This window comes from Mucilaginibacter angelicae (genome assembly GCF_042434235.1).
GTDB classification, from domain to species: domain Bacteria; phylum Bacteroidota; class Bacteroidia; order Sphingobacteriales; family Sphingobacteriaceae; genus Mucilaginibacter; species Mucilaginibacter angelicae.
This window is the reverse complement of the sequence record NZ_JBHLTS010000075.1, coordinates 204,765-226,108: the sequence shown is the minus strand read 5'-3', so window position 1 is coordinate 226,108 and position 21,344 is coordinate 204,765. Positions and strand designations below refer to the sequence as shown.

Here is a 21,344-nt window from a genome sequence, read left to right as displayed (position 1 = left end):
TTTAATTTAACATTGAATTATTTATCGCTATCCGTCTTACCAGAGTCATTTCCGGCCAATTTAGTCTTGCCGTAACCCCAGGGACAGTGCAAACACTTGTTTTTACAACAATAGCCCCGCTTTAAGTGATAGGCTTCGGTAAAAACAAAATTGCCATCGTCGTTGATATAATAATCAATGCCCTCCTGTAACATCAGTTCAGAATTTTTACAAAGATATCATCTTTAAAATAAGCTTTCAGATGATCGCCCTTACCGTGAAGTGTCCAAACCTGTTTGGGTTTGGTGTTGGTGATGGTTTGCAGGATATCGTTCCAGTCCACATGGTCGGATATAAAGAGGGTATCCTGGTTGTTAACCTGCAGATTTTTCCATCCCGATGCAAATAAGCGCTTTACACCTGTGGCCCTGATATAGCTATCGAAAGTAAAGGGTGGTACTATGTACACAAACTCATCCTGAACCTTCATCAGCTTACGTCCATAAATCTGGTACTTGCCGGGGTGGAAGCCCATTTTTTCATAAATGGCGTTGATGGGCATTATTTTATGATGTACCAGGATCTTTTTTTGCGGCGCATGTTCCGTGATCAGGTTAATCAGCCGCTGACTTTTGCCAAGCGCATATGCCCCAAGCAAAATATTACTTTTAATATCATTGATCTTACGGATCTCAGCAACAGGATCGGGGTGAATAATGTCCGGATTAGCAAAAGTGCTTTCGGTGATCAGTACATCGGTAGTAACCCATTCAATAGGTTCGCAGGTGGCATCGGGCTGCAGCTTATAATCGCCGGTATACAAATACCTTGAGCCTTCATACTCCATCAGCACCTGGGCCGAACCAAGCATATGCCCCGCCGGGATCAGCGTTACCATAACGCCGCCTACCTCAAAAGGCTGGTTAAAAGCGGCAATATTAAAAACTTTGGCGGCGGTACGGTCATACCTCAGTTGCATAATGCTTGCTGTGGCGCGCGTGCAGTAAACGTTGTTGTTACCGCTTATGGCATGATCGGCGTGGGCATGGGATATTACAGCCGTTGTTACAGGTAGCTGTGGGTCGATATAAAAGTTGCCGTATTTACAGTAAAGCCCTTTTTCGTCAAATAAAACAAAATCGTCAAGTATCATTAATTGCGGGCAAGCGATAAGTACAGTTCATGCAGGGCTATTACCTGGGGTATAACCAGCTGCTTACCGTCGTTAATAATTACATCATTGGCCAGCTTCAGCTTTTCATCTTCCGACAGCTGGCGGGCCTCGCGGTTTTCAACATCGGCACGACTGATATCATCGCGTTCCATAACGCGGGCAATACGGGTTTCAAGGGGGGCGGTAATCATAATGGCCCTGTCGCACATTTTGTATGAGCCGCTTTCAAATAAAATAGCCGCCTCGCGGATCACATAGGGGGCACCCTTATGCTGCTGGTCGAAACTGTCAAAAGCCCTGAACACGGCAGGGTGTACCAGTGCGTTGAGCTTTTCAAGTTCGGCCTTGTTATTAAAAACTATTCCCGAAATATATTTGCGGTTAAGGCTGCCGTCATCAAAATAAGCCTGCGTGCCAAAGGTTTGTTTAATTCCTTCAATAAGTACCTGGTCGGTAACCATTACTTTTTTGGCTTCGTCATCGGCATAAAAAACAGGGATGCCAAGTAATTCAAACACCCTGGCTATAGTTGTTTTTCCGCTGCCTATATTACCGGTTAAACCTATTTTAAGCATTATTTTTTTATGAAGAAATCAATATTGGCAGGAAACATCCTTACCACTTTACAAAAGGGCGGCATGTGGATTAGCTTTACCGGCAGGGCGGTATAGCCCTTATCGCGCCAAAGGTTAAGATCGGCAACGGCTTCAAACAAGTCTTCGTCAATATCGGCATACCTGCTTAAAGATGTGGTAAAAGTTACTTTGATTTTTTGAGGAAATACTTTTACGTTGTAATAGTTGCTGTTGTTGATGAGCTTTACAGGGATCTCAAGCGTTTTCTCGGTAAATTCATCAACGGGGATGATGGCCTGTACCGACCGGGGATAAACATTCAGGTTACCCTCATTGCTGGGTTTTAAATTTACCCTCGTATTAATGGTTTCATTAACATTATCAAATTTAAGCGAATCTGTTTTCCAGGAGGTAATTTCCTTAAGGCGTTCAATAGGGCCGCTCACAGTTACATAAGCCGGCCTTACAGTAATATTACCCGATACGGCAAACTGCTTTTGATAATTGATGCCCATAGTTAGCTGAACGGGAACTTTTTTAATAAGGCGGTTACTGAAATCAAAATAAAGTGTATCCGGATCAATGGATGAAACACGGTTGGCCGGGTCTTTCCCCATATTGATCTGTTTAAGCTGCATGCTGTCTATAACTACATAATTGCGGGTTTCGAGCGAGCGGAGATCAACAACCAGTGGTTTATTATCGCTATTGATTTTGGAGAACAACATTTGCCAGCCTGTGCCATGTATGGTAGCATCAACAGTATCAGGCTGCAGCGAATGAAATGCCCGCTTTTGCGGAGCGTTTTTAAAAGTTAAAACCTTTTTTACCTTGTATGGAAGGGGATCGGACAGGGTAGTAAAAATCCAGGCAATAACTGCCAGCGACAAACAGGTAAAAAATACCGAAAGCCGCCTGCGTTCTGTTGCCGATAATTTTACTATTGCCATTTTTTAAGCTGAAGGCTTAATGCTAAAAGCTGAAAGCCGAAAAATGTTTTACTCATTTCTTAGCCTTCAGCTTTTGCTGTTTGTTATAAATATATTTTGCTTTAAGCTTTGAGCATTCCGCTTTGGGCTTAAAGCAATGTTATAGCTTTCGGCCTTAAGCCTTATGCTTTGAGCTTATAAACTAAGCTTTCTTTTCAACCGCAGGTGTATTTAATGCTCTTGAAGACTCAAGCGATATTGCCGATTTATCAAAACGGATTTTGCCGTTTTCAACCTCAACCAAAAAAGTGGTTTCGTTTAAATCAATAATACGGCCATGAATGCCGGCTGTGGTTATAACCCTGTCGCCTTTTTTCAATTCCTCAACGTATTTCTTTTGATCTTTTTGTTTTTTAACCTGCGGGCGGATCATGAAAAAATAAAACACTACGATAATTAATACCATAGGTACTAATTGAGTGTAGCTGCCGAAACCGCCTGAGGCCTGTAATAAAATAGTAGCTATCATTTGTTTAAATTAATTATTGTTTTTTTAAAACCTCGCCAATTAAATGCACCATAGTTTCAGCAGGCAGGGTATTGGCAGTAATGGTTATTTGTTTATCCTGTAAGCCGCTTTTTCCTGCGCTGTTAAAAGTAACACCAATAACACCGCTTTCGCCGGGTTTAACAGGTGCTTTTGGCCAGGTAGGGGTGGTGCAGCCGCAGGTAGCACGGGCACTGGTTATAATTAATGGCGATTTACCAGTATTGGTGAATTTGAAATCGTATGATACCTTATCGCCTTCGGTAATTTTGCCAAAATCATGGCTTTCTTTTTCAAATTTAGCTACCGGTGCGTTAGCTGCTTTTGCGGCGCTGTCGGCACTGGTTGTTGATGCTTTATCGGCCGTATTGCCGGAACTGCTGTTGCAGGCCGATAATAACATGCCCGCTGCTACTAAGCTTAAAAATAGTTTTTTCATTTTTTAATTTATTCTATCAAGCCACGGCCTATTTTTTTGATCTTGTTTTCGGCTTTAAGCTCTATTAAAATCTTGTCCAAGATACCGTTTATAAATGAATTACTCTTAGGCGTGCTAAACTCTTTTGATATTTCAAGGTACTCGTTTATGGTAACCTTAACCGGGATCGAATTAAAGTTGATAAACTCGGTTATAGCCATTTTCATTAACAAAGTATCCATCATGGCAATACGCTCCGGCTCCCAGTTTTGGGTTTTGGCGGCTATAAGCTCATGGTAAGCGTCATTATACCTGATGCTTTGCTGAAACAAGTTTACCACAAACTCACGGTCTTCAACCCAGTTACCGGTAATTTCGGCAAGCTGGTTAAGCTTGTAATCATCATTTGAAAAGTTTTTGAACGTTTTGGCAATAAGTGCCTGAAGCACATCTTTATCAACAGGCCAAAAAATAAACCTGTCTTCAAAAACCTGCTCGGCCAGTGATGATTTAAGAATAACCTTTTTGAAAATGAATTTGATGATATCCTTGTCTGTTTGCAGGGTATCGCCTGTTTTGGCAAGATACTCAGCATACTCGGGCGAGTTTTTAAGGATAATAAAAAGTGATTTTGCAAGTTCGGGCTCAAAGGTCCAGTCAACTTTGTACTTTTTCCAGGCTGTAATGTATTCCTTATTATCATTCAGGCTCAGGATAAACCTGTTGGTGAGTATTTTAAGGTTTGCATTTAAGTCTTCGGCGGTGGGGAGGTGTTTGTTGGCGCGTTCCTGTGCGTCATTAGCAGCAAAACTTACTACTTCATTAATCAATGACAGCATCCAGATGTACATTTCGTAAACCTGGTCTATGCTGTTCAGCATATTTTTTTCAAATAGCTTAACGTCTTTCGTATCCGATTGATGATACGCGTACAGTGCCTGTAATACCTTTACCCGGAGGTGCCTTCTGTTTAACATTTTTGTAAGAACGATTTGGTTTGCTTAAGCAAACGGTTTATATAAAAATTAATTGTATTAATACGATGATTTTACTTTCCTGATATCCTCAATGCGTTTTTCGGCTATTTTATTGGCCGCGTTTATAGTTGGAATATTTTCGGCCTTTGATAGCTTTAACACGTTACGCGTGGCTTCGTAAATGTTTTCGGTAAGCTGTAAAGTCCGCTTTTTATTAAAGTTCATCAACTCCGAATAACCGGTGATAATACCGCCTGCGTTGATCACGTAGTCAGGAGCAAAAAGCACGCCTTTATCAAGCAGCATTTGCCCGTGCACGTTTTCATCAAGCAACTGGTTATTTGCCGAGCCTGCTATGATACCGCACTTTAATTTAGCGATAGTTTGCGTATTCACGGTACCACCCATAGCACATGGAGCGTAAATATCGGCATCGATATCAAAAATATTATTATTTGATACCGGCTGCGCACCATATTTTTTCGAGATCTGGCTCACCCGTTCCTCGTTAATATCGCTGGCGTAAACTTTTACGTTTTCGTCCCTTAACAGGCGTACCAGGTTTTCGCCCACATGGCCAATGCCCTGTACAATAACCGATTTCCCTGTTAAGCTGTCGCTGCCATACATTTCCCTTACACAAGCCTTAATGCCCATCAAAACACCCAGTGCAGTTATTGGCGAAGGATCGCCGCTGCCGCCAATGTTTTCCGGAGCACCGGTAACATGGTTGGTTTCCATTTTAATGTACTCCATATCGCGCGGGTTGGTACCAACATCTTCGGCTGCAATAAATTCGCCGTTAAGATTTTTGATGAACCGGCCAAACTTACGCAGTAAAGCTTCGTTCTTGTCCTGGCGCGAATCGCCTATGATCACCGAATAACCGCCGCCAAGGTTAAGGCCGGCAATAGCGGCCTTATAGGTCATGCTTTTGGCTAAACGTAATACATCATTGAGGGCGTCACCTTCAGTTTTATAAGCCCACATACGTACGCCGCCAAATGCAGGGCCCAGCGTTGTATTGTGGATAGCAATAATAGCTTTCAGATTGGTGTCAGGATCTGTGCAAAAAACAACTTTCTTATGCCCAAAAGCGTCAAGCTGGCTAAATATGGATTCCGGTGGATGTTGTTCAGGCATTAGTACTGTAAGTAAATGTCTTTAAGCGCACAAAAGTAGAGGTTTTTTTTAATACTGGCAAAGATATTAAGTTACAGTATGTATGAAATAGCTATTAAATATGTATCAGCAACCCCTGGTTCGATATTAAAAGCTTTATGATTACAATTGGATTATAAAAACAAATTTTGATTTTGAGACATTTGTCCTTATATTGGTGGACATTATGGTAGGAGTAGCTAATCATCCGAAGAAGTTAAATATAGCCGATCTGAAGATTGGGGCTCCGGATGCATGGTATGTTTTTTCTTTTCTTTTTCCTGAAGATTATGTTAAAACCCACCTGAAGTGTGATATGGATAGTAATGTAATTGATTGCATCAGGGATGGGATACCGCGGTTGGCTATCGATAGCATTTTAGAGAAAACAAATGTTTCCAGGGCGCAGCTTTCCAATATACTTCATATCAGTACCAGGCAGCTTAACCGCTATAGGCAGGATGACCGTCTGTCGCCGGAGCAATCAAACTTTCTTTATGAGTTTACACGCATTTACACCCGCGGGCTTGATATTTTAGGTGACGGTGTAACGGTTGATAAGTGGCTGACGCGTCCGAATCTGGCATTAGGCGATAAGCAACCCTTAGAACTACTTGATACAAGCGAAGGTTTAAGGATGGTTAATGATTTGCTATCGCAAATTGAATATGGTTTTTATTCATGATCCTTTACCGTATTACAAGGGAAAAATATGCACATGATTTATCGGGCAGGGGCGGCCTGCTATCTTCCGCACGCTGGCATGATCATATTCCGGTTATATATTCATCCGTCAATTCATCAACAGCTATTCTGGAGGTATTAGTACACCTGCAACCCGAAGAAATTCATAATGACCTTATGATAATGAGTATTATTATACCGGATACAACCGCCAGCGAAGAATTGGATATACCTCAATTACCTGCCGGCTGGAATGATTACCCTGCGCCGGCTATATTAAGCAGAATTGGTAATGCCTGGCTTACATCAAAAAGCGCATTGCTGCTTTATATCCCAAGTGTGATAGACCCTTTGGCAAAAAATGTACTGATAAACCCTATGCACCCTGATGCTGCCCTTTTGAAAATTGGTGATGTGCAGCCTTTTACTTTTGATAAACGATTAATTAAAAAGAGTTGATCATACTGACATGATCCTGTCAGTGTTCAGTTTTTAAAAACGGGTGTTCAGCTTTTGTTTTTATGATTTTATAACTGATTGATTATTAGTATATATGTGTTCATTCTGGGTTTTAATATTCTTTGGATTATTTATAATTCGTTGATTATCAATAGTGTTTATTTTTTGAAAAATCTGCAAGTGTTCATACTTTTAAAATTGAACACCGACAAGATTGTAACAGATGGATCAATGTAACATTCTTACATCCACCCGACTTTTCCATTCAATCACTCTCCTCAAATTTTAATACTTTTGATTATTATGTCAGGGCTTTCCGACTTTCGGACTTTCCCGACTTCCGGACTATAATAAATGAAAGACCTCGCATATCTTAATAAATTCTTTTACAAATACCGCTGGCGGCTTATTCCGGGTGTGTTGTTTGTAATTATATCCAATATTTTTGGTGTGCTGCCTGCACAGGTTATCCGCGTAGCATTTGACCTGGTTACCGAAAATATAGGTGCCTACCAGCTTTTTTCGGGTTTCAACAGGCAAAGCTTTATTTATGATATTTTTGGTACAAGCCTGTTCCTGTTTGGTACACTGGTATTGGTGCTGGCGTTACTGCGGGGCTTGTTCCTGTTTTTCATGAGGCAAACCATTATCCTCATGTCGCGCCACATTGAATATGATTTAAAGAACGAGATCTATACCCACTACCAGGAGCTTTCTCTTGCTTTTTACCGCCGCCACAATACCGGCGACCTCATGAACCGTGTTACTGAAGATGTGAGCCGTGTGCGCATGTACCTTGGGCCGGGCATTATGTACTCCATTAATACGGTGGTATTATTTGTTATGGTGATATATGCAATGCTTACGGTGAACGTGCAACTGGCCATTTTTTCAGTATTGCCGCTCCCTATTCTGGCAGGCGTTATTTACTATGTAAACAATGTGATCAATCATCGCAGCGAGCAGATCCAGGAGCGCCTTTCGGGTTTATCCAGCTTTGTGCAGGAAAACTTTTCGGGCATCAGGGTGATCAAGTCATACGTACGTGAAAGCTTTGTGCGCGAAAATTTTGCAAAGGAAAGCGAAGACTATAAAGTACACTCCATGGAGCTGGCTAAAGTGCAGGCCATGTTTTTCCCTATCATGCTATTGCTGGTGGGCCTGAGCAATGTGATAACCATGTATGTTGGCGGTGTGGAAGTTATAAAAGGTAACATTACCTCAGGCAACATTGCCGAATTTATTGTTTACCTCAATATGCTGTCGTTCCCGGTAATTTCATTGGGTTGGGTAACCTCGCTGGTGCAGCGCGCCGCCGCTTCGCAAAAGCGTATCAACGAATTTTTGCACGAAAAACCTGAGATCATTTCGCCGGTTGCGGATAAGCATCATGTTGAGGGATTGATCAGGTTTGATGATGTATCGTTCATTTATCCCGATACCGGCATCCAGGCGTTAAAAAATGTTTCTTTTACTGTTGAGCCCGGGCAGATGCTGGCTATTATAGGTCGTACAGGTTCGGGTAAATCAACCATTGCCAACCTGGTAATGCGTATGTATGATACCACCGGCGGGGAAATCACGATTGATAACCGGTCGATAAAATCGCTTAGCCTTGAAAACTATCGTTCGCAGATAGGTTTTGTACCGCAGGAGGTTTTCCTGTTTTCGGATACCATAGCCAATAACATTGCTTTTAGTGCCGATGTGCTTGATTTGCCAGTTGTTGAGCAGGCTGCTAAAGATGCTGCTGTTTATAATAATATTATTGAACTGGAAAAAGGTTTCAGCACCCTCATTGGCGAACGTGGAGTTACCTTATCGGGCGGCCAAAAACAGCGTGTATCCATTGCACGTGCCATATTTAAACACCCGCAGGTTTTAATTTTTGACGATTGCCTTTCGGCAGTTGATACCCGCACGGAAGAAGAGATCCTGAATAACCTTGGCCGGGTAATGCAGGATAAAACCAGTATCATTATAGCCCACCGGATTTCCACCATAAAAAATGCCGATAAGATCCTGGTAATGGATAACGGCGAAATAGTTGAGCAGGGTAACCATGAATACCTGATGCAGCTTAAAGGTACCTACTTTGAGCTTTACGAAAAACAACTGCTGGAAGAAGAGCAGGACGCGTGATAGCGATTGATTATAAACTTTTTTAGCGCAAGTCTTGAGCGAAGGCCAGCGGGTGGCGGACTTGTGATTTCCTGGTTCGTTTGGAGAAAACACTTTTTAGCGCAAGTCTTGTGCCTTGGGCGTAAGCGTGGCTGACTTGTGCTTTCTGTTAAGTGGAAGCACAAGTCAGCCACGCGCAGTCAATCCCACAAGACTTGCGCCAGTGCAGGGCTTTTTTCACGTTAAATAATAGTCTGTAAGGAAAGCATTCGCATAATCCCATCCTTTTTATAGTTCATTCCTTAATGGTCACGAACACAAAAAAATGACACTTTTGTTTCAAAAAACTCAATAATAACGAATAAAATACTTGCACTTTGAAAATTTATTTATATTTATGCCAACCAAAACTAATTACAGGTAAATATATATGGGAGATTTTGACAATAGAGAGCGTGAAGAGGTTTATTCAAAGAAGGTGAGAGCTGGGAAGCGTACCTATTTTTTTGATGTAAAAGCAACCCGTTCAAACGATTATTATGTTACTATTACGGAGAGCAAAAAGCGTTTGGAAGATGGGGTGTTTGTAAAACACAAGATCTTTTTATATAAGGAAGACTTCGAAAAATTTGCCGAAGGTTTAAAAGATACCATCGATTATATTAAATCAAACCAGGAAGTAGTTGAAAAACGCTACGAATACAGCGAAAACCCTGAAATTGCCAGGGCATCTGCCGACGAGGATTTTTCGTTTGAGATCTAATAAAAACAGAACAACACTAAACTAAAATAATTAAAGCCCTGCTCCTTATTAAGAGGCAGGGCTTTTTGCGTAAGTTTATTAATAGTGTTATTAATGCATTGCATTACCTATAGTTGCTGCAAATGCTACTATACAAACAAGTCCTAAAACTCCAAGCGCTATGGCAACTATGGTAACAATACCCCATAGTTTAAAAAACGAATTTAGTTTCCTTAAACCGGTAGTAACATGAGTTGGATCGCTGAAGTTAATACCTGCTTTTATTTTTATTGCAAACTGATATAGATATAAAGCAAAGAAAAAATAAAGCACATCCGTTAAAACGTAAAATACGGTTATCCCGCCCCCCATACCTATCATAGCTGCAGCTGCCGGATTATAAGGCTGCATTTCGGCTACTTTAGTCATGATAGAGCCTATTGAAAGTGCAAACAATAAATATAACCCACAAAATATAAAGCCGAGGATCCCCAAAAAGGAGGCCCACTTACCGGCTGATAATAAATAGCTTTGAGCCTCCGGAGTTAAAATGAGGTTATTATCCGGTGCAAGGGGGGATTTGTTGATTTCTTCAGTAGTTTCCATTTTTAGTGTTAAGGTTTTAATTATTTTAACACTAAGATAAATATTATAACCAACAACTCAAATCAGGCGAATACCTGATACAAAACCCTGTTTTACAAAAGGATGCCCCGCATAAACAACACTGCTATGGTAAAGTAAATAATTAAGCCTGTAACGTCAACTAAAGTAGCTACAAACGGAGCTGATGAAGTAGCAGGGTCGGCGCCAAGTTTTTTCAACAGCAATGGCAACATAGAGCCTGCCAATGATCCCCATAAAACTATCCCAATAAGTGATGAGCCTACTGTTAAGCCTACCAGTAACCAGTGCGGGCCATAAATATTACTGAACATGCTCCATGCAGCTATGCGTAAAAAGCCTATCAGTCCTAAGCAAATGCCAAGCATTAAGCCCGAAAGTATTTCACGGCGCATTACCCGCCACCAATCGGTAACAGTAACCTCGCCGAGGGCCATGGCCTGGATGATGAGGGTGGAAGCCTGCGAGCCGCTGTTGCCCCCGCTTGAAATAATCAAGGGGATAAAATAAGCCAGTACCACTACTTTTGAGATCTCATCGCCAAAATAACCCATGGCGGTGGCGGTAAGCATCTCACCTAAAAATAGAATGATTAGCCAGCCAACGCGTTTCTTTACCAGTTTAAAAAGGTTAATATCAAGATATGGTTCATCCAGGGCTTCGGTACCACCTATTTTCTGGATGTCTTCGGTGTATTCTTCATTGGCTATCCAAAGGATATCATCGATGGTAACAATTCCAAGTAATACATTGTCATCGTCAACCACAGGCAGGGCGGTGCGGTTGTTCATCCTGAAAACGTTGATGGCTTCTTCCTGTGGATCGGCGGCGCTTAGCGAGATCAGGCGGCCATCCATCAGTTCGCTCACTTTGGTTTCGGGTTTTACTAATAAGATCTCGCGAATCCGGATGTCATCCAATAGTACGCCATGTTCGTCAATTACATAAATAACATCAATGGTTTCTGAGTTTTTACCGTAACGACGGATGTGCGAGAGTACCCTGCTTACATCCCATGTACGTTTAACGGCAATGTAATCGGGGGTCATTAAACGCCCAACGCTATCTTCTTCGTTTAATAGAAGTCTCAAAGCCTCGTCGCGGTTTTCACGTGAAAGCTTCTGAAGAAGTTTTTGACGGGCATCGCCATGTAACTCGCTGAAAAGCGCTGTGCGGTCATCTGGCGGCAGTTCGTTAACAAGATCTTCGAGTTTTTGGGCCGAAAGTTTCTTGATGATCCGTTCCTGTACCGGGAAGTCAAGAATACGGAATACGTGTACAGCGCGGTTAAGCGAAATAATTTCTATGAATTTGGGGCCATGTTCGGGAAGTTCGCCAATCAGTTCTTCAACATCCGATATGTTGAGGTTGTTCAAATATTCCTGTAATTGGGTGTCGTCTTGTTTTTCCAGTAACAATTCTACCTGCTCAACCATTTCTTCCATAAAAAGCCCTCTTTTTTACATCGTTTTACAATATCGTTTGGTGTTTTTCAACGAGCGCAAAAGTCGTTTATTTTTTCAAATTATAAGGCAAAATTTTCTGTTATCTTTGCGCTTTTTAAAGTGAGTGGTTTATTAGGTTAAATGGTTGATTAGTTTATCAAAATCAAAACTTAATCAACCCAATCAACCATTCACTTAATTAACTAAATAGATAAAAATGGGTTTACAATGTGGTATAGTAGGTTTGCCGAATGTGGGTAAATCGACACTTTTTAATTGCTTATCAAACGCTAAGGCACAGGCGGCTAACTTTCCGTTCTGTACTATTGAGCCAAATGTGGGTGTAATTACAGTACCGGATGAGCGCTTAACAAAGCTTACCGAAATAGTTAACCCTAAAAGCATCGTGCCAAACACTATCGAGATAGTTGATATTGCGGGTCTTGTTAAAGGCGCCAGCAAAGGCGAAGGCTTGGGTAACCAGTTTTTGGCCAATATCCGTGCTACCAATGCTATTATACACGTGTTGCGCTGCTTTGATAATGATAACGTGATCCACGTTGATGGTTCGGTTGATCCTATTCGTGATAAAGAGATCATTGATACTGAGCTACAGCTGAAAGATCTTGAATCAATTGAGAAAAAGATCCAGAAGGTTGAAAAGATGGCCAAAACCGGTGGTGATAAAGAGGCTAAAAAAACCTTTGATGTTTTAACCATTTATAAAAACCACTTGCTTGAAGGTAAATCGGCCCGTACTGCTGCCGTTGAAGAAGAGGATAAAGAATACGTAGCCGATCTTTGGCTGCTTACCGCCAAACCGGTATTATATGTTTGTAATGTTGATGAAGCTTCGGTAAATAACGGTAACGCTTACGTTGAAAAAGTGAAAGCTGCAGTTAAGGATGAAAATGCCGAAGTACTGATCATCTCAGCACAAATTGAATCTGAAATTTCACAACTGGAAACCTATGAAGAGCGCCAGATGTTTTTGGATGACCTGGGTTTAACCGAATCAGGCGTAAATAAGCTGATCAAAGCGGCCTACAGGTTACTAAATCTGGCTACCTACTTTACTGCCGGCGTCCAGGAAGTACGTGCCTGGACTATTACCCAGGGTTTCACCGCACCACAGGCGGCAGGTGTTATCCACACCGATTTTGAAAAAGGCTTTATCCGTGCCGAAGTAATTAAATACGAAGATTTTGTAAAATTCAATGGCGTTGAAGCTACTATAAAAGAAAACGGCAAGCTTGGCGTCGAAGGCAAAACCTACATTGTGCAGGATGGTGACATTATGCACTTCAGGTTTAACGTTTAAAGGAAAGAGTCAGGACAGGAAGAGCCAAGATACAAGACGAGTAGGTTAAGACTAAAAGTTGTAGGAGCCAGGAAAAGATGGGATCAAATCCCAGATCTTTTTCCTGGCTTTTTTATGTCCTGGCTCTTGGCTCTGGCTGTCTTGCCTCTTTCCCCTCTTGTTTCCTGCTTCTTGATTTCTTGCTCCTCTTCCCCCGTTACACCGCCGACGGCGCTACCCCATAAGCTTTTTTAAAGGCGAATGAAAAATGGGAGAGATCTTTAAAGCCCACATCCATATAAACATCTGATACCCTGTGGCCTTTTTCCTTGATCAGAAAGTATGCATCCTTTAATCGCTGATGCTGGATCCAACGGTTGGGTGATGTATTAAAGATGCGTTCAAAATCGCGCTTAAAAGTAGCCAGACTGCGACCTGTGAGATAGGCGAAACGGTTAAGATCGACATTGAACTTGTAGTTTTGACTCATGAAGGCCTCCAGGTCTATTTTGCCGGGCTCGCTGAAATCAAACAGGATATTTTTTAATTGGGGATTGGTTTCAAGCAATATCATAATAGCCTCCTTTACCTTATGCAGGGTAAGGGCAGGATTAATCTCATCGCCGGTTTTATCCATATACGGGCTTAATGACCTGATGTAATTGCTGAAAAGCTCATTGGGTTTCAGGAAAAGCGCGCTCTCGCCGGTGTATGGATGATCGGCATGCAGGTCAAGTTCGGCGCTCATGCTTTGCAGCGTGGCCTGATCCATGCCAATGGTGATGGTTTTAAATTCGCCGCCAGCGGGTGGGTGCTTTACAAATTTGGCCAGTTCGTTCCTTTTCAGGAAACGGTAATCACCTTCTTTAAAATAGTAATTTTTGCCGTTAACATAAAGCTCCGAATCGCCCGAGAGGATGTAGCCGAATACATGGTCGGCAATGAATTGCTCACCCGCCCGGCTCACCTGCGAATAACAGGAGTAAAGTATGCGCGGCGATGTTTTTTGGTTTGGCATGTTGATCAAATTTAATAATAACAGCAAGACTTACGAAGTTTCAAAAACTTCGTAAGTCTGATAAATTTCCTATCCCCAGCTATTTCCGGAGGGCGTGTCCCCACGACCGGAGATATATTATTTTTTACCGCTGGTTAAAGCTTTGCCATATTCGGTATTCAAAAAATCGCCTGCCTCATCATGATCAGTTGAAGTGGTAACCGGTAACCATTTTTCATACTCAGCTTTGCGGGCTTCATCTGCCAGTTTCAGTAAGGCTGCGGCTTCACTACCTAATACAAGGTGCACAGGTGGCTCGGGGTGTTCAACCAGGTCGATCATTACCTTAGCTGCTTTTTCAGGATCGCCAACCGGAACGAATTTGCCGCTCGACATATAATCAGCACGTGCATCAACAGTTTGTTCATAGCCTTTAATCTTTGGTGCATAGCTCATCGAATCGCCTGCCCAATCGGTACGGAAGCCTCCCGGCTCAACGCTGGTAACCAATATGCCAAGTGGTTTCACTTCTTTGGCTAATGCTTCGGTAAAGCCGCTAAGGCCAAATTTGGCAGCCTGGTACATACTTAAACCAGCATTACCTATGCGGCCGCCTACCGAGCTGATCTGTAAAATACGGCCCGAACGCTGTTTGCGCATGTAAGGCAATACCGCGCGGGTGATTTCGATGGGGGCATATAAATTGGTTTCAAGCTGACTGCGTACCTGTTCGTCTGTAAATGCTTCGGTGGCACCGATAATTCCGAAACCGGCATTATTTACCAATACATCAATTTTACCAAAATGGGCTACCGTATCGGCAACGGCTTTGTGTACTGCCGGGTAATCGGTAACATCTAATTTTATAGGATAAACCTGGCCGGGATATTGATCTGCCAGATCTTTTAATTGTTCGGGGTTACGTGCTGTAGCAGCAACGTTATCACCGGCTGCTAAAACTGCTTCTGTAAGGCTGCGACCTAATCCGCGGGCGCTGCCTGTTATAAACCATACTTTTTTCATTGTCTTATTTTGTTTTTGATAAGACAAAGGTAGGGTGGATATAGCTCCAGCGTTTTGTTAAAAAGCTCAAGTTGCTTTGTTAGAAAGGTCAACCTTGATTTGTTTGATTAGAGGATTTCCTGATAATTGCAATAAAGCATCAGGAAATCCTTTAATCCTATCATCATGGTTCATTTCTATCAATCAAGGTTCAAAACATACTCGCCATTTTTTCCATGTATTCCTCAATAGGCATAGTGCTGCGCATGGTCATCAGCATGTTGCCCATATTACCTATTACCGTACGGAATTTACTGCTTTTGCCGGTTGCCAGGTCATAAATGGCGTTTACGATAACCGCAGGATTATCTTTGTGGCTGTCATCGGCCGTATTAAACAAATGCTTGAGCTTGGCGGTAAGTTCATCGTATGCGGTGATCTCCGGGTTTTCGTTCCAAACTACACTGTCAACAAAATTATTATCTGTAGAGCCACCCTGTTCAATTAACCTTAGTTCAATATTTAAAGGTTTAAGCTCATAGTAAAGGCCTTCGGTTAAACCCTCTAACGCAAACTTGGACATGTTATATAATGACCCGAGAGGAGCAGCCGTAGTTACGCCCATAAACGAGCTGATATTGATAAACAGACCACCGCCGTTATGCCTGAAATGGGGCAGGAACGCACGGATAATATTAATTGGCCCGTGGGTGTTTACCGCAAACTGCCAGTCGATATCTGCCTCTTTGGCAAGTTCCAATGCTCCGTAGGTGCCCATGCCAGCATTGTTTACCACAACATCAATTTTTCCGAAAGCAGATATCGCTTGTTCGGTAGCGGTTTTTACCTGTTGAAGGTTAGTTACATCCAGCTTAAATATTTTAATATTAGGGTATTGTGTAAGTTCGGTTTCTTTTTCGGGCGAACGCATGGTTGCTGCTACATTCCAGCCTTGTTGTGCAAAATGTTTGGCGGTTAATTTGCCCAGTCCGCTGCTGGTTCCGGTTATAAAAATTGTTTTTGACATGGTATTTTATTTTGATGATGCAAAATTATAACAGAATTGGTATAATTTTGTAACCAGTTACACAGAGTATACCAGTATGGAAGCACCCGTAATATCCGACCCACGCAATCATGCCGACGAGCGGCAGGCCCTGCAAGACACCATGTATGTTATAGGCGGCAAATGGACGTTGCCCATTATCAATTCAATTTGTAATGGCAACCGGCGTTTCAGGGAAATTGAGCGCAGCATTCCGGGCATTACCACGCGGATGCTATCGCGCGAGCTAAAAACAATGGAAATGAATAAGCTTGTAAAGCGTACAGTAACCCCAACAACACCTGTTTTAATTGAGTATGAGTCCACAGAATATTGCAGGAGTTTTGGCGGTATCATTTTAGAAATGATAAAATGGGGAAAGGAACACCGCGAGATGCTCCGCAACGCCGATAAATAGTAATTGTTGATTTTAATATAAATGCCGTTGCTTCTGATATAAGTATATTGTTGCAGACATTCAATTTTTACACCGCATGACAAATATTGCCCGGGATAAAAAGATAGCCTTACTAACAGATGTGCGTATGCCCACGCCTGTTGTCAGGGAATACTACAAAAACTGGTTGATAAAAGCGTTTACACAGCAGCGTGCAGAAACAACCGGCCACATATCGCCCAACCGGCGCGATTATTATAAGGTAATGCTGGTTACCGGCGCCAAAGGTATGTTTACCATGGGCATGAACATTTACCAGGTAGACGGCCCCACTTTACTTTTTATACCACCTGCGGATATTATTTCATGGCAGGGCTTTGCCCACGGATCAGAAGCGCACTACTGTTTATTTAAACGCAAGTTTGCCGATAGTCATCCTAACCTCAAAGCTGTTATGGATAAATATGGACTTTTTACCACAGGTAAAGGTGTGATTAAAGTTGATGATAACGCCGCTGAAAGCCTGGCAGCCCTGTTTCTTAAAATGCAGGAGGAAGATAAGCCGGGCGAGGCTTTTGCTGAAGATGCGATGCAGGCCTACCTGCAATTGATAATGATAGCCGCTGCAAAGATGATGCCCTACGCAGATCCGGGCAGGTTAGCGGACGATTACAGGCATATCCACCAGTTTTTTAATCTGCTGGAAAAAGAGGCGACAGATGTTAACTACGTACAGCCAATGCGCTTAAAAACAGCTAAAGAATTTGCCGAAAGCATAGCCATCACCCCAAACTATCTTAATACTTTACTTAAAAAGTATACAGGTCAAAATGTAAGCGCGCACATTAAAAGCCGCATCCTTGATGAGGGAAAGGCCCTGCTGCTGCAAACCGACTGGACTTTGCAGGATATAGGCTATGCCCTTGGCTTTGCCGATCAGCCTAATTTTAGCAGCTTTTTTAAAAAATATGCCGGTATTACGCCTGCTGCTTTCCGCAGGCAGCAGGATAGTTGATTTTCATATAAGTGCCGTTGATACCTGTATAAAACAGGGGCATTTGGCTGATGATCTTTGTGGTATAATAAATCATTAAAGATCATGAACAAAACAATATTGATAACCGGCACATCATCAGGACTGGGCCGCGAAACAGCAAAGTTGTTTGCTGCAAAAAATTGGAACGTTATAGCCACCATGCGTTCGCCCGAAAAGGAAACCGAACTTAACCAACTGGGAAATATATTGGTAACCCGCCTTGATGTGGAAGATGGAAGTTCCATTACCCAAGCAGTGAACACCGGTTTACAGCGTTTTGGCAGCATTGATGTGTTGGTGAATAATGCCGGGTTCGGCTTGATAGGCATGTTTGAAAACTCGGGTGCCGAACAGGTACAAAAACAATTTGATGTAAATGTTTTTGGGCTAATGAATGTTACCCGCGCTGTGTTGCGGCATTTCAGGGAACGGCTATCAGGAACCATCATTAATGTATCATCAATGGGCGGACGGGTAACAATTCCGGGCGGCACATTGTACAATGCCACCAAATTTGCAGTCGAAGGTTTTTCGGAAGCGCTTGCTTATGAAATGGCTGCCATTAATGTAAAGGTGCGCATTATTGAACCGGGCAGCATCCCTACTAATTTCGCTACCACATCGGCCGTGTTTATCCCCAACAATATCCCTGTTTACGCCGAACTGATGGGCAACGTAATCCCACGCTACCGCAAAGCCACAGAGCATCTCCCCAAATCATCGGCTGCTGATGTTGCCGAAACCATTTACCAGGCGGCCACAGACAACACCGGGCGCTTGAGGTATGTAATAGGTAAGGATGCCGAATTTTATCTTGAAGGCAGAAATGTAAGTAACGACCAGGATTATATTGACCGTATGCGCGGATTTTTTATAGATTGATCAGATGTACAGAGCCGGCTGAAAAGCCGGCTTTTTTGTTTCATGATCGCCTATTGTAAAAGTTAAGTTATCTTTAGCAGCCATCTGCTATAAAAACCTATTTTCACCGGGCAATGAAACATCTAACCAAACAGATCTTTAAAAGCTTTTTCCTGTTAGCTTTTATATTTATATGCAATCAGTCATCGGCACAAAAAAAGCAATTGCCTAATATCATTTTTGTACTGGCCGATGATATGGGATATTCCGACCTGAGCTGTTATGGCAACCCGGTGATCCGTACGCCGTTTTTGGATAAGATGGCGCAAAGAGGGGTAAGGGCTACCAATTATGTGGTAAGCAGTCCAACCTGTACGCCGTCAAGGGCTTCCTTGCTTACCGGGCGTTATGCTTCAAGAATGAACCTGCCTTATCCAATCGGGCCGGGATCATCACTTGGTATCCCCGACCAGGAGGTTACCATTGCAGAAATGCTGAAACAAATTGGCTATAAAACCGCCATGATTGGTAAATGGCATCTTGGAGATCATGCGCCTTATAACCACCCGATGGCACAGGGCTTTGATTCATATTATGGTTTGCTATACAGCCATGATTATCGGTCGCCCTATGTAAAAACGGATACTACCATCAAGGTATTCCGCAACCATAAACCGGAGATTTTAAAACCGGCAGATTCCTCGTTGATTGAATTATATCAACGTGAAGCCATCCGTTATATCAAAGAACAAAAAAAGAGCGATAAACCCTTCTTCCTGTATCTCGCCCATAATATGCCGCATTTGCCGGTAGCTTTTGCATCATCAGTAAAAAATAAAAACCGCAGCGATGGCGGCCATTTGGGTGATGTGGTTGAACAATTGGATGAAAGCCTTGGCGAAGTTTGGAAAGAACTTGAAAAACAAGGCCTGGCCGATAATACGATCTTCATGTTTTCGAGCGATAACGGCCCCTGGATAGATTTTCCAGACCGGATGCTGGGCGATAATGCAACCAAACACTGGGATGCCGGTACGGCCGGAGTTTTCCGTGGCAGCAAAGGGCTATCGTACGAGGGCGGTGTTCGTGAGCCGTTCATTGTTTACTGGAAGGGCCATACCCCGGTTGGCGCAAGCATTACCAGTATGATGAGCAACCTTGATGTGTTGCCTACCCTTGCAAAATGGACAGGAGCCCCACTGCCTAAAGATCGCACACTGGATGGGCAGTCGATAGCTGATGTGTTGACAGGTCAGGCACCTAAACATCCTGAACACCGGCCTATCTATTATTACAATAACAGCGTTTGCGAAGCCGTTCGCCTTGGCGATTGGAAATACCGCGAGGTAAAAGCTAATAACAATGTTGGGGGAGTTTCAGGTTCGCCATTGCCTGCTCAAACGGAACTGTTTAACCTGGCCTATGACCCCAGCGAGCGCACCAATGTGATCAAAGAATATCCTGAAATGGCCCAAAAACTAAAAGCTCTTTTTGACCAGTATCCGGGAATGAAGGAGAATTAGGAAAAATTGAATACTCAATAAAATTATGTCATTGTGAGGAGCGAAACGGGCATGAGCTTCGGCGCGACGTGGCAATCGCATGCTATACAGAGCGGCCCTGCTTCCCTGCGATTGCCGCGCTGCGCTCGCAATGACATGGTTAATATTCTTCCCGAAAAAATATTAACTTTCCCTTATCGTCGTATTATCCTCCAAAGCCATCTTAGCAATCTCATCCTTGCGTTTAAAGCTTGCGCCTTTGTGTTGCTGTATGTATTTGATCAGGTCATTGGCGGCTTTAACCATGCAGCATCTCCGGTTTAGCTTCAGCTATCGTAATTGATTAAGTTTTCTTTTGATGCCGCTGCTCCATGTTAAGAGCTGGAGAAGATTGTAGCTTAACGGATGCTTCTTTTTGCAAAATATTTGATTTCGGCTGCCGGTAGTTTGACACTTTTTTTGTTGTACATTTATTTACACTGCCTATCAACCATGCTGACCAATAAACAATTATTCTTTGCACCTCATCCGGCACTTAGCCATGTGGTCAATAATATTATGATTGGCCGTGTAATTATCGACAATCCGAAAATTAACTTATCCTTTTCATTCCCGCCATTGCCGGAGCATGCTATTTTATTTTATCCGTACGACAAACCAACGGTACAGGATGTTAGTACAAAACAAGTTAAGACACTTTATGCCTGTACCATTACCGGCCCCCAAACAGAACGCAGCGTTCTTACACTTGGACGCGACAGTCTCATGATAAAGATCGGGTTCCAGCCTGGGGCGTTATATAGATTGATCGGCCAGCCTATGCAGGAAATGATCCAGACAGACTATGACGGTGAGGCCGTGTTCGGAAGTTGGGTGAGAAATATTGTGGATGCTTTTGCAAATAGCGCAGACTTTAACGCGATGAAAAATATCGCTGACGAATTTATGTTCAGCCATCTTTCAAAAATTAAAAGGCCAATTTCTATTGATCATGTTATACCCGAATTAATAAAATACGGCGGTACCATTAAGATTGATGAGCTTGTAAAAAAAGCAAACATGAGCAACCGCCAGTTTGAAAGAGCTTTTAAAGACCGGATGGGTGTATCACCAAAATTTTACAGCAGGCTGGTTCGATTTGGCAAGGCATGGCTGTTAAAGGAGTATAACCCCCACATTACATGGACACAGGTAGCATATGAATGCAATTATTTTGACCAGATGCACCTGATCAGGGATTTTAAAATGTTTGCAAATGCCAATCCAAAAGAGATCTCAGATGCCTTTAAAGACCACCCTTTCCCCATCATAAAAGGAATATTTCATTAAAGTAAAACGTCGTATTTGTACTATTATCCCGGTGCCGCGC

At 42.6% G+C, this 21,344-nt stretch carries 24 protein-coding genes; 10 read left to right on the top strand and 14 right to left on the bottom strand.

Going from position 1 to position 21,344, the window contains the following annotated elements; genetic code table 11:
- Positions 1–17: 17 nt before the first annotated feature.
- The 8 genes from ACFFGT_RS26230 to ACFFGT_RS26195 all read right to left on the bottom strand — a co-directional run bounded on the left by ACFFGT_RS26230 (position 18) and on the right by ACFFGT_RS26195 (position 5,742).
- Positions 18–194 (bottom strand): C1orf53 family protein, encoded by a 177-nt coding sequence (locus ACFFGT_RS26230; RefSeq protein WP_377025477.1) that lies wholly within the window; start codon positions 192–194, stop codon positions 18–20.
- Positions 194–1,132 carry an MBL fold metallo-hydrolase gene (locus ACFFGT_RS26225; protein WP_377025476.1) on the bottom strand — a complete coding sequence of 313 codons (939 nt, stop codon included), beginning with the start codon at positions 1,130–1,132 and terminating at the stop codon, positions 194–196. Before ACFFGT_RS26225 ends, ACFFGT_RS26230 begins: the two co-directional genes overlap by 1 nt.
- On the bottom strand, positions 1,132–1,728 hold the full coding sequence (gene coaE, locus ACFFGT_RS26220) for a dephospho-CoA kinase (RefSeq protein ID WP_377025475.1): 597 nt from the start codon (positions 1,726–1,728) through the stop codon (positions 1,132–1,134). The genes ACFFGT_RS26225 and coaE overlap by 1 nt, the downstream gene beginning before the upstream one ends.
- Complete coding sequence (locus tag ACFFGT_RS26215; RefSeq protein ID WP_377025474.1) at positions 1,728–2,678, bottom strand: CdaR family protein; 951 nt, start codon at positions 2,676–2,678, stop codon at positions 1,728–1,730. Before ACFFGT_RS26215 ends, coaE begins: the two co-directional genes overlap by 1 nt.
- Positions 2,679–2,859: 181 nt before the next feature.
- Positions 2,860–3,186, bottom strand: coding sequence for a preprotein translocase subunit YajC (gene yajC, locus ACFFGT_RS26210; RefSeq protein ID WP_377025473.1), 327 nt, complete (start codon positions 3,184–3,186; stop codon positions 2,860–2,862).
- Positions 3,187–3,199: 13 nt separating this feature from the next.
- Positions 3,200–3,643, bottom strand: a complete 444-nt coding sequence (locus ACFFGT_RS26205) for a DUF1573 domain-containing protein (protein ID WP_377025472.1) — start codon at positions 3,641–3,643, stop codon at positions 3,200–3,202.
- 8 nt (positions 3,644–3,651) lie between these two features.
- Entirely contained in the window at positions 3,652–4,599 is a 948-nt protein-coding gene (nusB, locus tag ACFFGT_RS26200) for a transcription antitermination factor NusB (protein WP_377025471.1), read from the bottom strand.
- 57 nt (positions 4,600–4,656) lie between these two features.
- Positions 4,657–5,742, bottom strand: coding sequence for a Glu/Leu/Phe/Val family dehydrogenase (locus ACFFGT_RS26195; protein WP_377025470.1), 1,086 nt, complete (start codon positions 5,740–5,742; stop codon positions 4,657–4,659).
- A 205-nt stretch (positions 5,743–5,947) separates the two neighbouring features.
- Here ACFFGT_RS26195 and ACFFGT_RS26190 point away from each other — a divergent pair, with 205 nt between their 5' ends.
- From ACFFGT_RS26190 to ACFFGT_RS26175, 4 genes are all read left to right on the top strand, one after another.
- Entirely contained in the window at positions 5,948–6,445 is a 498-nt protein-coding gene (locus tag ACFFGT_RS26190; protein WP_377025469.1) for an Xre family toxin-antitoxin system antitoxin, read from the top strand.
- Positions 6,442–6,903, top strand: a complete 462-nt coding sequence (locus ACFFGT_RS26185) for an RES family NAD+ phosphorylase (RefSeq protein WP_377025468.1) — start codon at positions 6,442–6,444, stop codon at positions 6,901–6,903. The genes ACFFGT_RS26190 and ACFFGT_RS26185 overlap by 4 nt, the downstream gene beginning before the upstream one ends.
- A gap of 354 nt (positions 6,904–7,257) precedes the next feature.
- The gene (locus ACFFGT_RS26180) at positions 7,258–9,045 is read left to right on the top strand and encodes an ABC transporter ATP-binding protein (protein ID WP_377025467.1); all 1,788 of its coding nucleotides are present in this window, start codon (positions 7,258–7,260) and stop codon (positions 9,043–9,045) included.
- Between the two features lie 409 nt (positions 9,046–9,454).
- Positions 9,455–9,787: a DUF3276 family protein gene (locus tag ACFFGT_RS26175; RefSeq protein WP_090528014.1), complete on the top strand. Its 333-nt coding sequence runs from the start codon at positions 9,455–9,457 to the stop codon at positions 9,785–9,787.
- Positions 9,788–9,877: 90 nt separating this feature from the next.
- Here ACFFGT_RS26175 and ACFFGT_RS26170 read toward each other — a convergent pair whose 3' ends face one another.
- Both ACFFGT_RS26170 and mgtE read right to left on the bottom strand, forming a co-directional pair.
- Positions 9,878–10,372, bottom strand: coding sequence for a DUF5362 family protein (locus tag ACFFGT_RS26170; protein WP_377025466.1), 495 nt, complete (start codon positions 10,370–10,372; stop codon positions 9,878–9,880).
- Between the two features lie 92 nt (positions 10,373–10,464).
- Positions 10,465–11,835 (bottom strand): magnesium transporter, encoded by a 1,371-nt coding sequence (gene mgtE, locus ACFFGT_RS26165; protein WP_377025465.1) that lies wholly within the window; start codon positions 11,833–11,835, stop codon positions 10,465–10,467.
- Positions 11,836–12,052: 217 nt separating this feature from the next.
- On the opposite strand from mgtE, the gene ychF reads away from it, so the two are divergent.
- Positions 12,053–13,156: a redox-regulated ATPase YchF gene (gene ychF / locus ACFFGT_RS26160; RefSeq protein WP_377025464.1), complete on the top strand. Its 1,104-nt coding sequence runs from the start codon at positions 12,053–12,055 to the stop codon at positions 13,154–13,156.
- A 196-nt stretch (positions 13,157–13,352) separates the two neighbouring features.
- Here the strand turns inward: ychF and ACFFGT_RS26155 are convergent, their stop codons facing one another.
- The 3 genes from ACFFGT_RS26155 to ACFFGT_RS26145 all read right to left on the bottom strand — a co-directional run bounded on the left by ACFFGT_RS26155 (position 13,353) and on the right by ACFFGT_RS26145 (position 16,161).
- Positions 13,353–14,153 (bottom strand): helix-turn-helix domain-containing protein, encoded by an 801-nt coding sequence (locus tag ACFFGT_RS26155; RefSeq protein WP_377025463.1) that lies wholly within the window; start codon positions 14,151–14,153, stop codon positions 13,353–13,355.
- Between the two features lie 117 nt (positions 14,154–14,270).
- On the bottom strand, positions 14,271–15,155 hold the full coding sequence (locus ACFFGT_RS26150) for an oxidoreductase (RefSeq protein WP_377025462.1): 885 nt from the start codon (positions 15,153–15,155) through the stop codon (positions 14,271–14,273).
- 190 nt (positions 15,156–15,345) lie between these two features.
- Positions 15,346–16,161: an SDR family oxidoreductase gene (locus ACFFGT_RS26145; protein ID WP_377025461.1), complete on the bottom strand. Its 816-nt coding sequence runs from the start codon at positions 16,159–16,161 to the stop codon at positions 15,346–15,348.
- 76 nt (positions 16,162–16,237) lie between these two features.
- Between ACFFGT_RS26145 and ACFFGT_RS26140 the strand changes: the two genes are divergently transcribed.
- The 4 genes from ACFFGT_RS26140 (at position 16,238) to ACFFGT_RS26125 (ending at position 19,996) form a co-directional block, all read left to right on the top strand.
- The gene (locus ACFFGT_RS26140) at positions 16,238–16,597 is read left to right on the top strand and encodes a winged helix-turn-helix transcriptional regulator (RefSeq protein ID WP_377025460.1); all 360 of its coding nucleotides are present in this window, start codon (positions 16,238–16,240) and stop codon (positions 16,595–16,597) included.
- Between the two features lie 76 nt (positions 16,598–16,673).
- Positions 16,674–17,591 carry an AraC family transcriptional regulator gene (locus ACFFGT_RS26135; protein WP_377025459.1) on the top strand — a complete coding sequence of 306 codons (918 nt, stop codon included), beginning with the start codon at positions 16,674–16,676 and terminating at the stop codon, positions 17,589–17,591.
- A gap of 84 nt (positions 17,592–17,675) precedes the next feature.
- A complete protein-coding gene (locus ACFFGT_RS26130; protein WP_377025458.1) occupies positions 17,676–18,494 on the top strand; it encodes an SDR family oxidoreductase in 819 nt (272 codons plus the stop codon).
- Between the two features lie 113 nt (positions 18,495–18,607).
- Positions 18,608–19,996: a sulfatase family protein gene (locus ACFFGT_RS26125; protein WP_377025457.1), complete on the top strand. Its 1,389-nt coding sequence runs from the start codon at positions 18,608–18,610 to the stop codon at positions 19,994–19,996.
- Positions 19,997–20,158: 162 nt separating this feature from the next.
- Here ACFFGT_RS26125 and ACFFGT_RS26120 read toward each other — a convergent pair whose 3' ends face one another.
- Positions 20,159–20,281: a hypothetical protein gene (locus ACFFGT_RS26120; protein ID WP_377025456.1), complete on the bottom strand. Its 123-nt coding sequence runs from the start codon at positions 20,279–20,281 to the stop codon at positions 20,159–20,161.
- A 186-nt stretch (positions 20,282–20,467) separates the two neighbouring features.
- Between ACFFGT_RS26120 and ACFFGT_RS26115 the strand changes: the two genes are divergently transcribed.
- Positions 20,468–21,304, top strand: coding sequence for an AraC family transcriptional regulator (locus ACFFGT_RS26115; protein WP_377025455.1), 837 nt, complete (start codon positions 20,468–20,470; stop codon positions 21,302–21,304).
- The last annotated feature ends 40 nt before the right edge of the window (positions 21,305–21,344 follow it).

Coding starts and splice junctions, on each gene's coding strand:
- coaE (WP_377025475.1), bottom strand. CDS start 1,728: ATGCTTAAAATAGGTTTAACCGGTAATATAGGCAGCGGAAAAACAACT.
- ACFFGT_RS26175 (WP_090528014.1), top strand. CDS start 9,455: ATGGGAGATTTTGACAATAGAGAGCGTGAAGAGGTTTATTCAAAGAAG.
- ACFFGT_RS26195 (WP_377025470.1), bottom strand. CDS start 5,742: ATGCCTGAACAACATCCACCGGAATCCATATTTAGCCAGCTTGACGCT.
- ACFFGT_RS26230 (WP_377025477.1), bottom strand. CDS start 194: ATGTTACAGGAGGGCATTGATTATTATATCAACGACGATGGCAATTTT.
- ACFFGT_RS26120 (WP_377025456.1), bottom strand. CDS start 20,281: ATGGTTAAAGCCGCCAATGACCTGATCAAATACATACAGCAACACAAA.
- ACFFGT_RS26140 (WP_377025460.1), top strand. CDS start 16,238: ATGGAAGCACCCGTAATATCCGACCCACGCAATCATGCCGACGAGCGG.
- ACFFGT_RS26225 (WP_377025476.1), bottom strand. CDS start 1,132: ATGATACTTGACGATTTTGTTTTATTTGACGAAAAAGGGCTTTACTGT.
- ACFFGT_RS26115 (WP_377025455.1), top strand. CDS start 20,468: ATGCTGACCAATAAACAATTATTCTTTGCACCTCATCCGGCACTTAGC.
- mgtE (WP_377025465.1), bottom strand. CDS start 11,835: ATGGAAGAAATGGTTGAGCAGGTAGAATTGTTACTGGAAAAACAAGAC.
- ACFFGT_RS26185 (WP_377025468.1), top strand. CDS start 6,442: ATGATCCTTTACCGTATTACAAGGGAAAAATATGCACATGATTTATCG.
- nusB (WP_377025471.1), bottom strand. CDS start 4,599: ATGTTAAACAGAAGGCACCTCCGGGTAAAGGTATTACAGGCACTGTAC.
- ACFFGT_RS26135 (WP_377025459.1), top strand. CDS start 16,674: ATGACAAATATTGCCCGGGATAAAAAGATAGCCTTACTAACAGATGTG.
- ACFFGT_RS26205 (WP_377025472.1), bottom strand. CDS start 3,643: ATGAAAAAACTATTTTTAAGCTTAGTAGCAGCGGGCATGTTATTATCG.
- ACFFGT_RS26215 (WP_377025474.1), bottom strand. CDS start 2,678: ATGGCAATAGTAAAATTATCGGCAACAGAACGCAGGCGGCTTTCGGTA.
- ACFFGT_RS26125 (WP_377025457.1), top strand. CDS start 18,608: ATGAAACATCTAACCAAACAGATCTTTAAAAGCTTTTTCCTGTTAGCT.
- yajC (WP_377025473.1), bottom strand. CDS start 3,186: ATGATAGCTACTATTTTATTACAGGCCTCAGGCGGTTTCGGCAGCTAC.
- ACFFGT_RS26155 (WP_377025463.1), bottom strand. CDS start 14,153: ATGCCAAACCAAAAAACATCGCCGCGCATACTTTACTCCTGTTATTCG.
- ACFFGT_RS26150 (WP_377025462.1), bottom strand. CDS start 15,155: ATGAAAAAAGTATGGTTTATAACAGGCAGCGCCCGCGGATTAGGTCGC.
- ACFFGT_RS26180 (WP_377025467.1), top strand. CDS start 7,258: ATGAAAGACCTCGCATATCTTAATAAATTCTTTTACAAATACCGCTGG.
- ACFFGT_RS26130 (WP_377025458.1), top strand. CDS start 17,676: ATGAACAAAACAATATTGATAACCGGCACATCATCAGGACTGGGCCGC.
- ACFFGT_RS26170 (WP_377025466.1), bottom strand. CDS start 10,372: ATGGAAACTACTGAAGAAATCAACAAATCCCCCCTTGCACCGGATAAT.
- ACFFGT_RS26190 (WP_377025469.1), top strand. CDS start 5,948: ATGGTAGGAGTAGCTAATCATCCGAAGAAGTTAAATATAGCCGATCTG.
- ychF (WP_377025464.1), top strand. CDS start 12,053: ATGGGTTTACAATGTGGTATAGTAGGTTTGCCGAATGTGGGTAAATCG.
- ACFFGT_RS26145 (WP_377025461.1), bottom strand. CDS start 16,161: ATGTCAAAAACAATTTTTATAACCGGAACCAGCAGCGGACTGGGCAAA.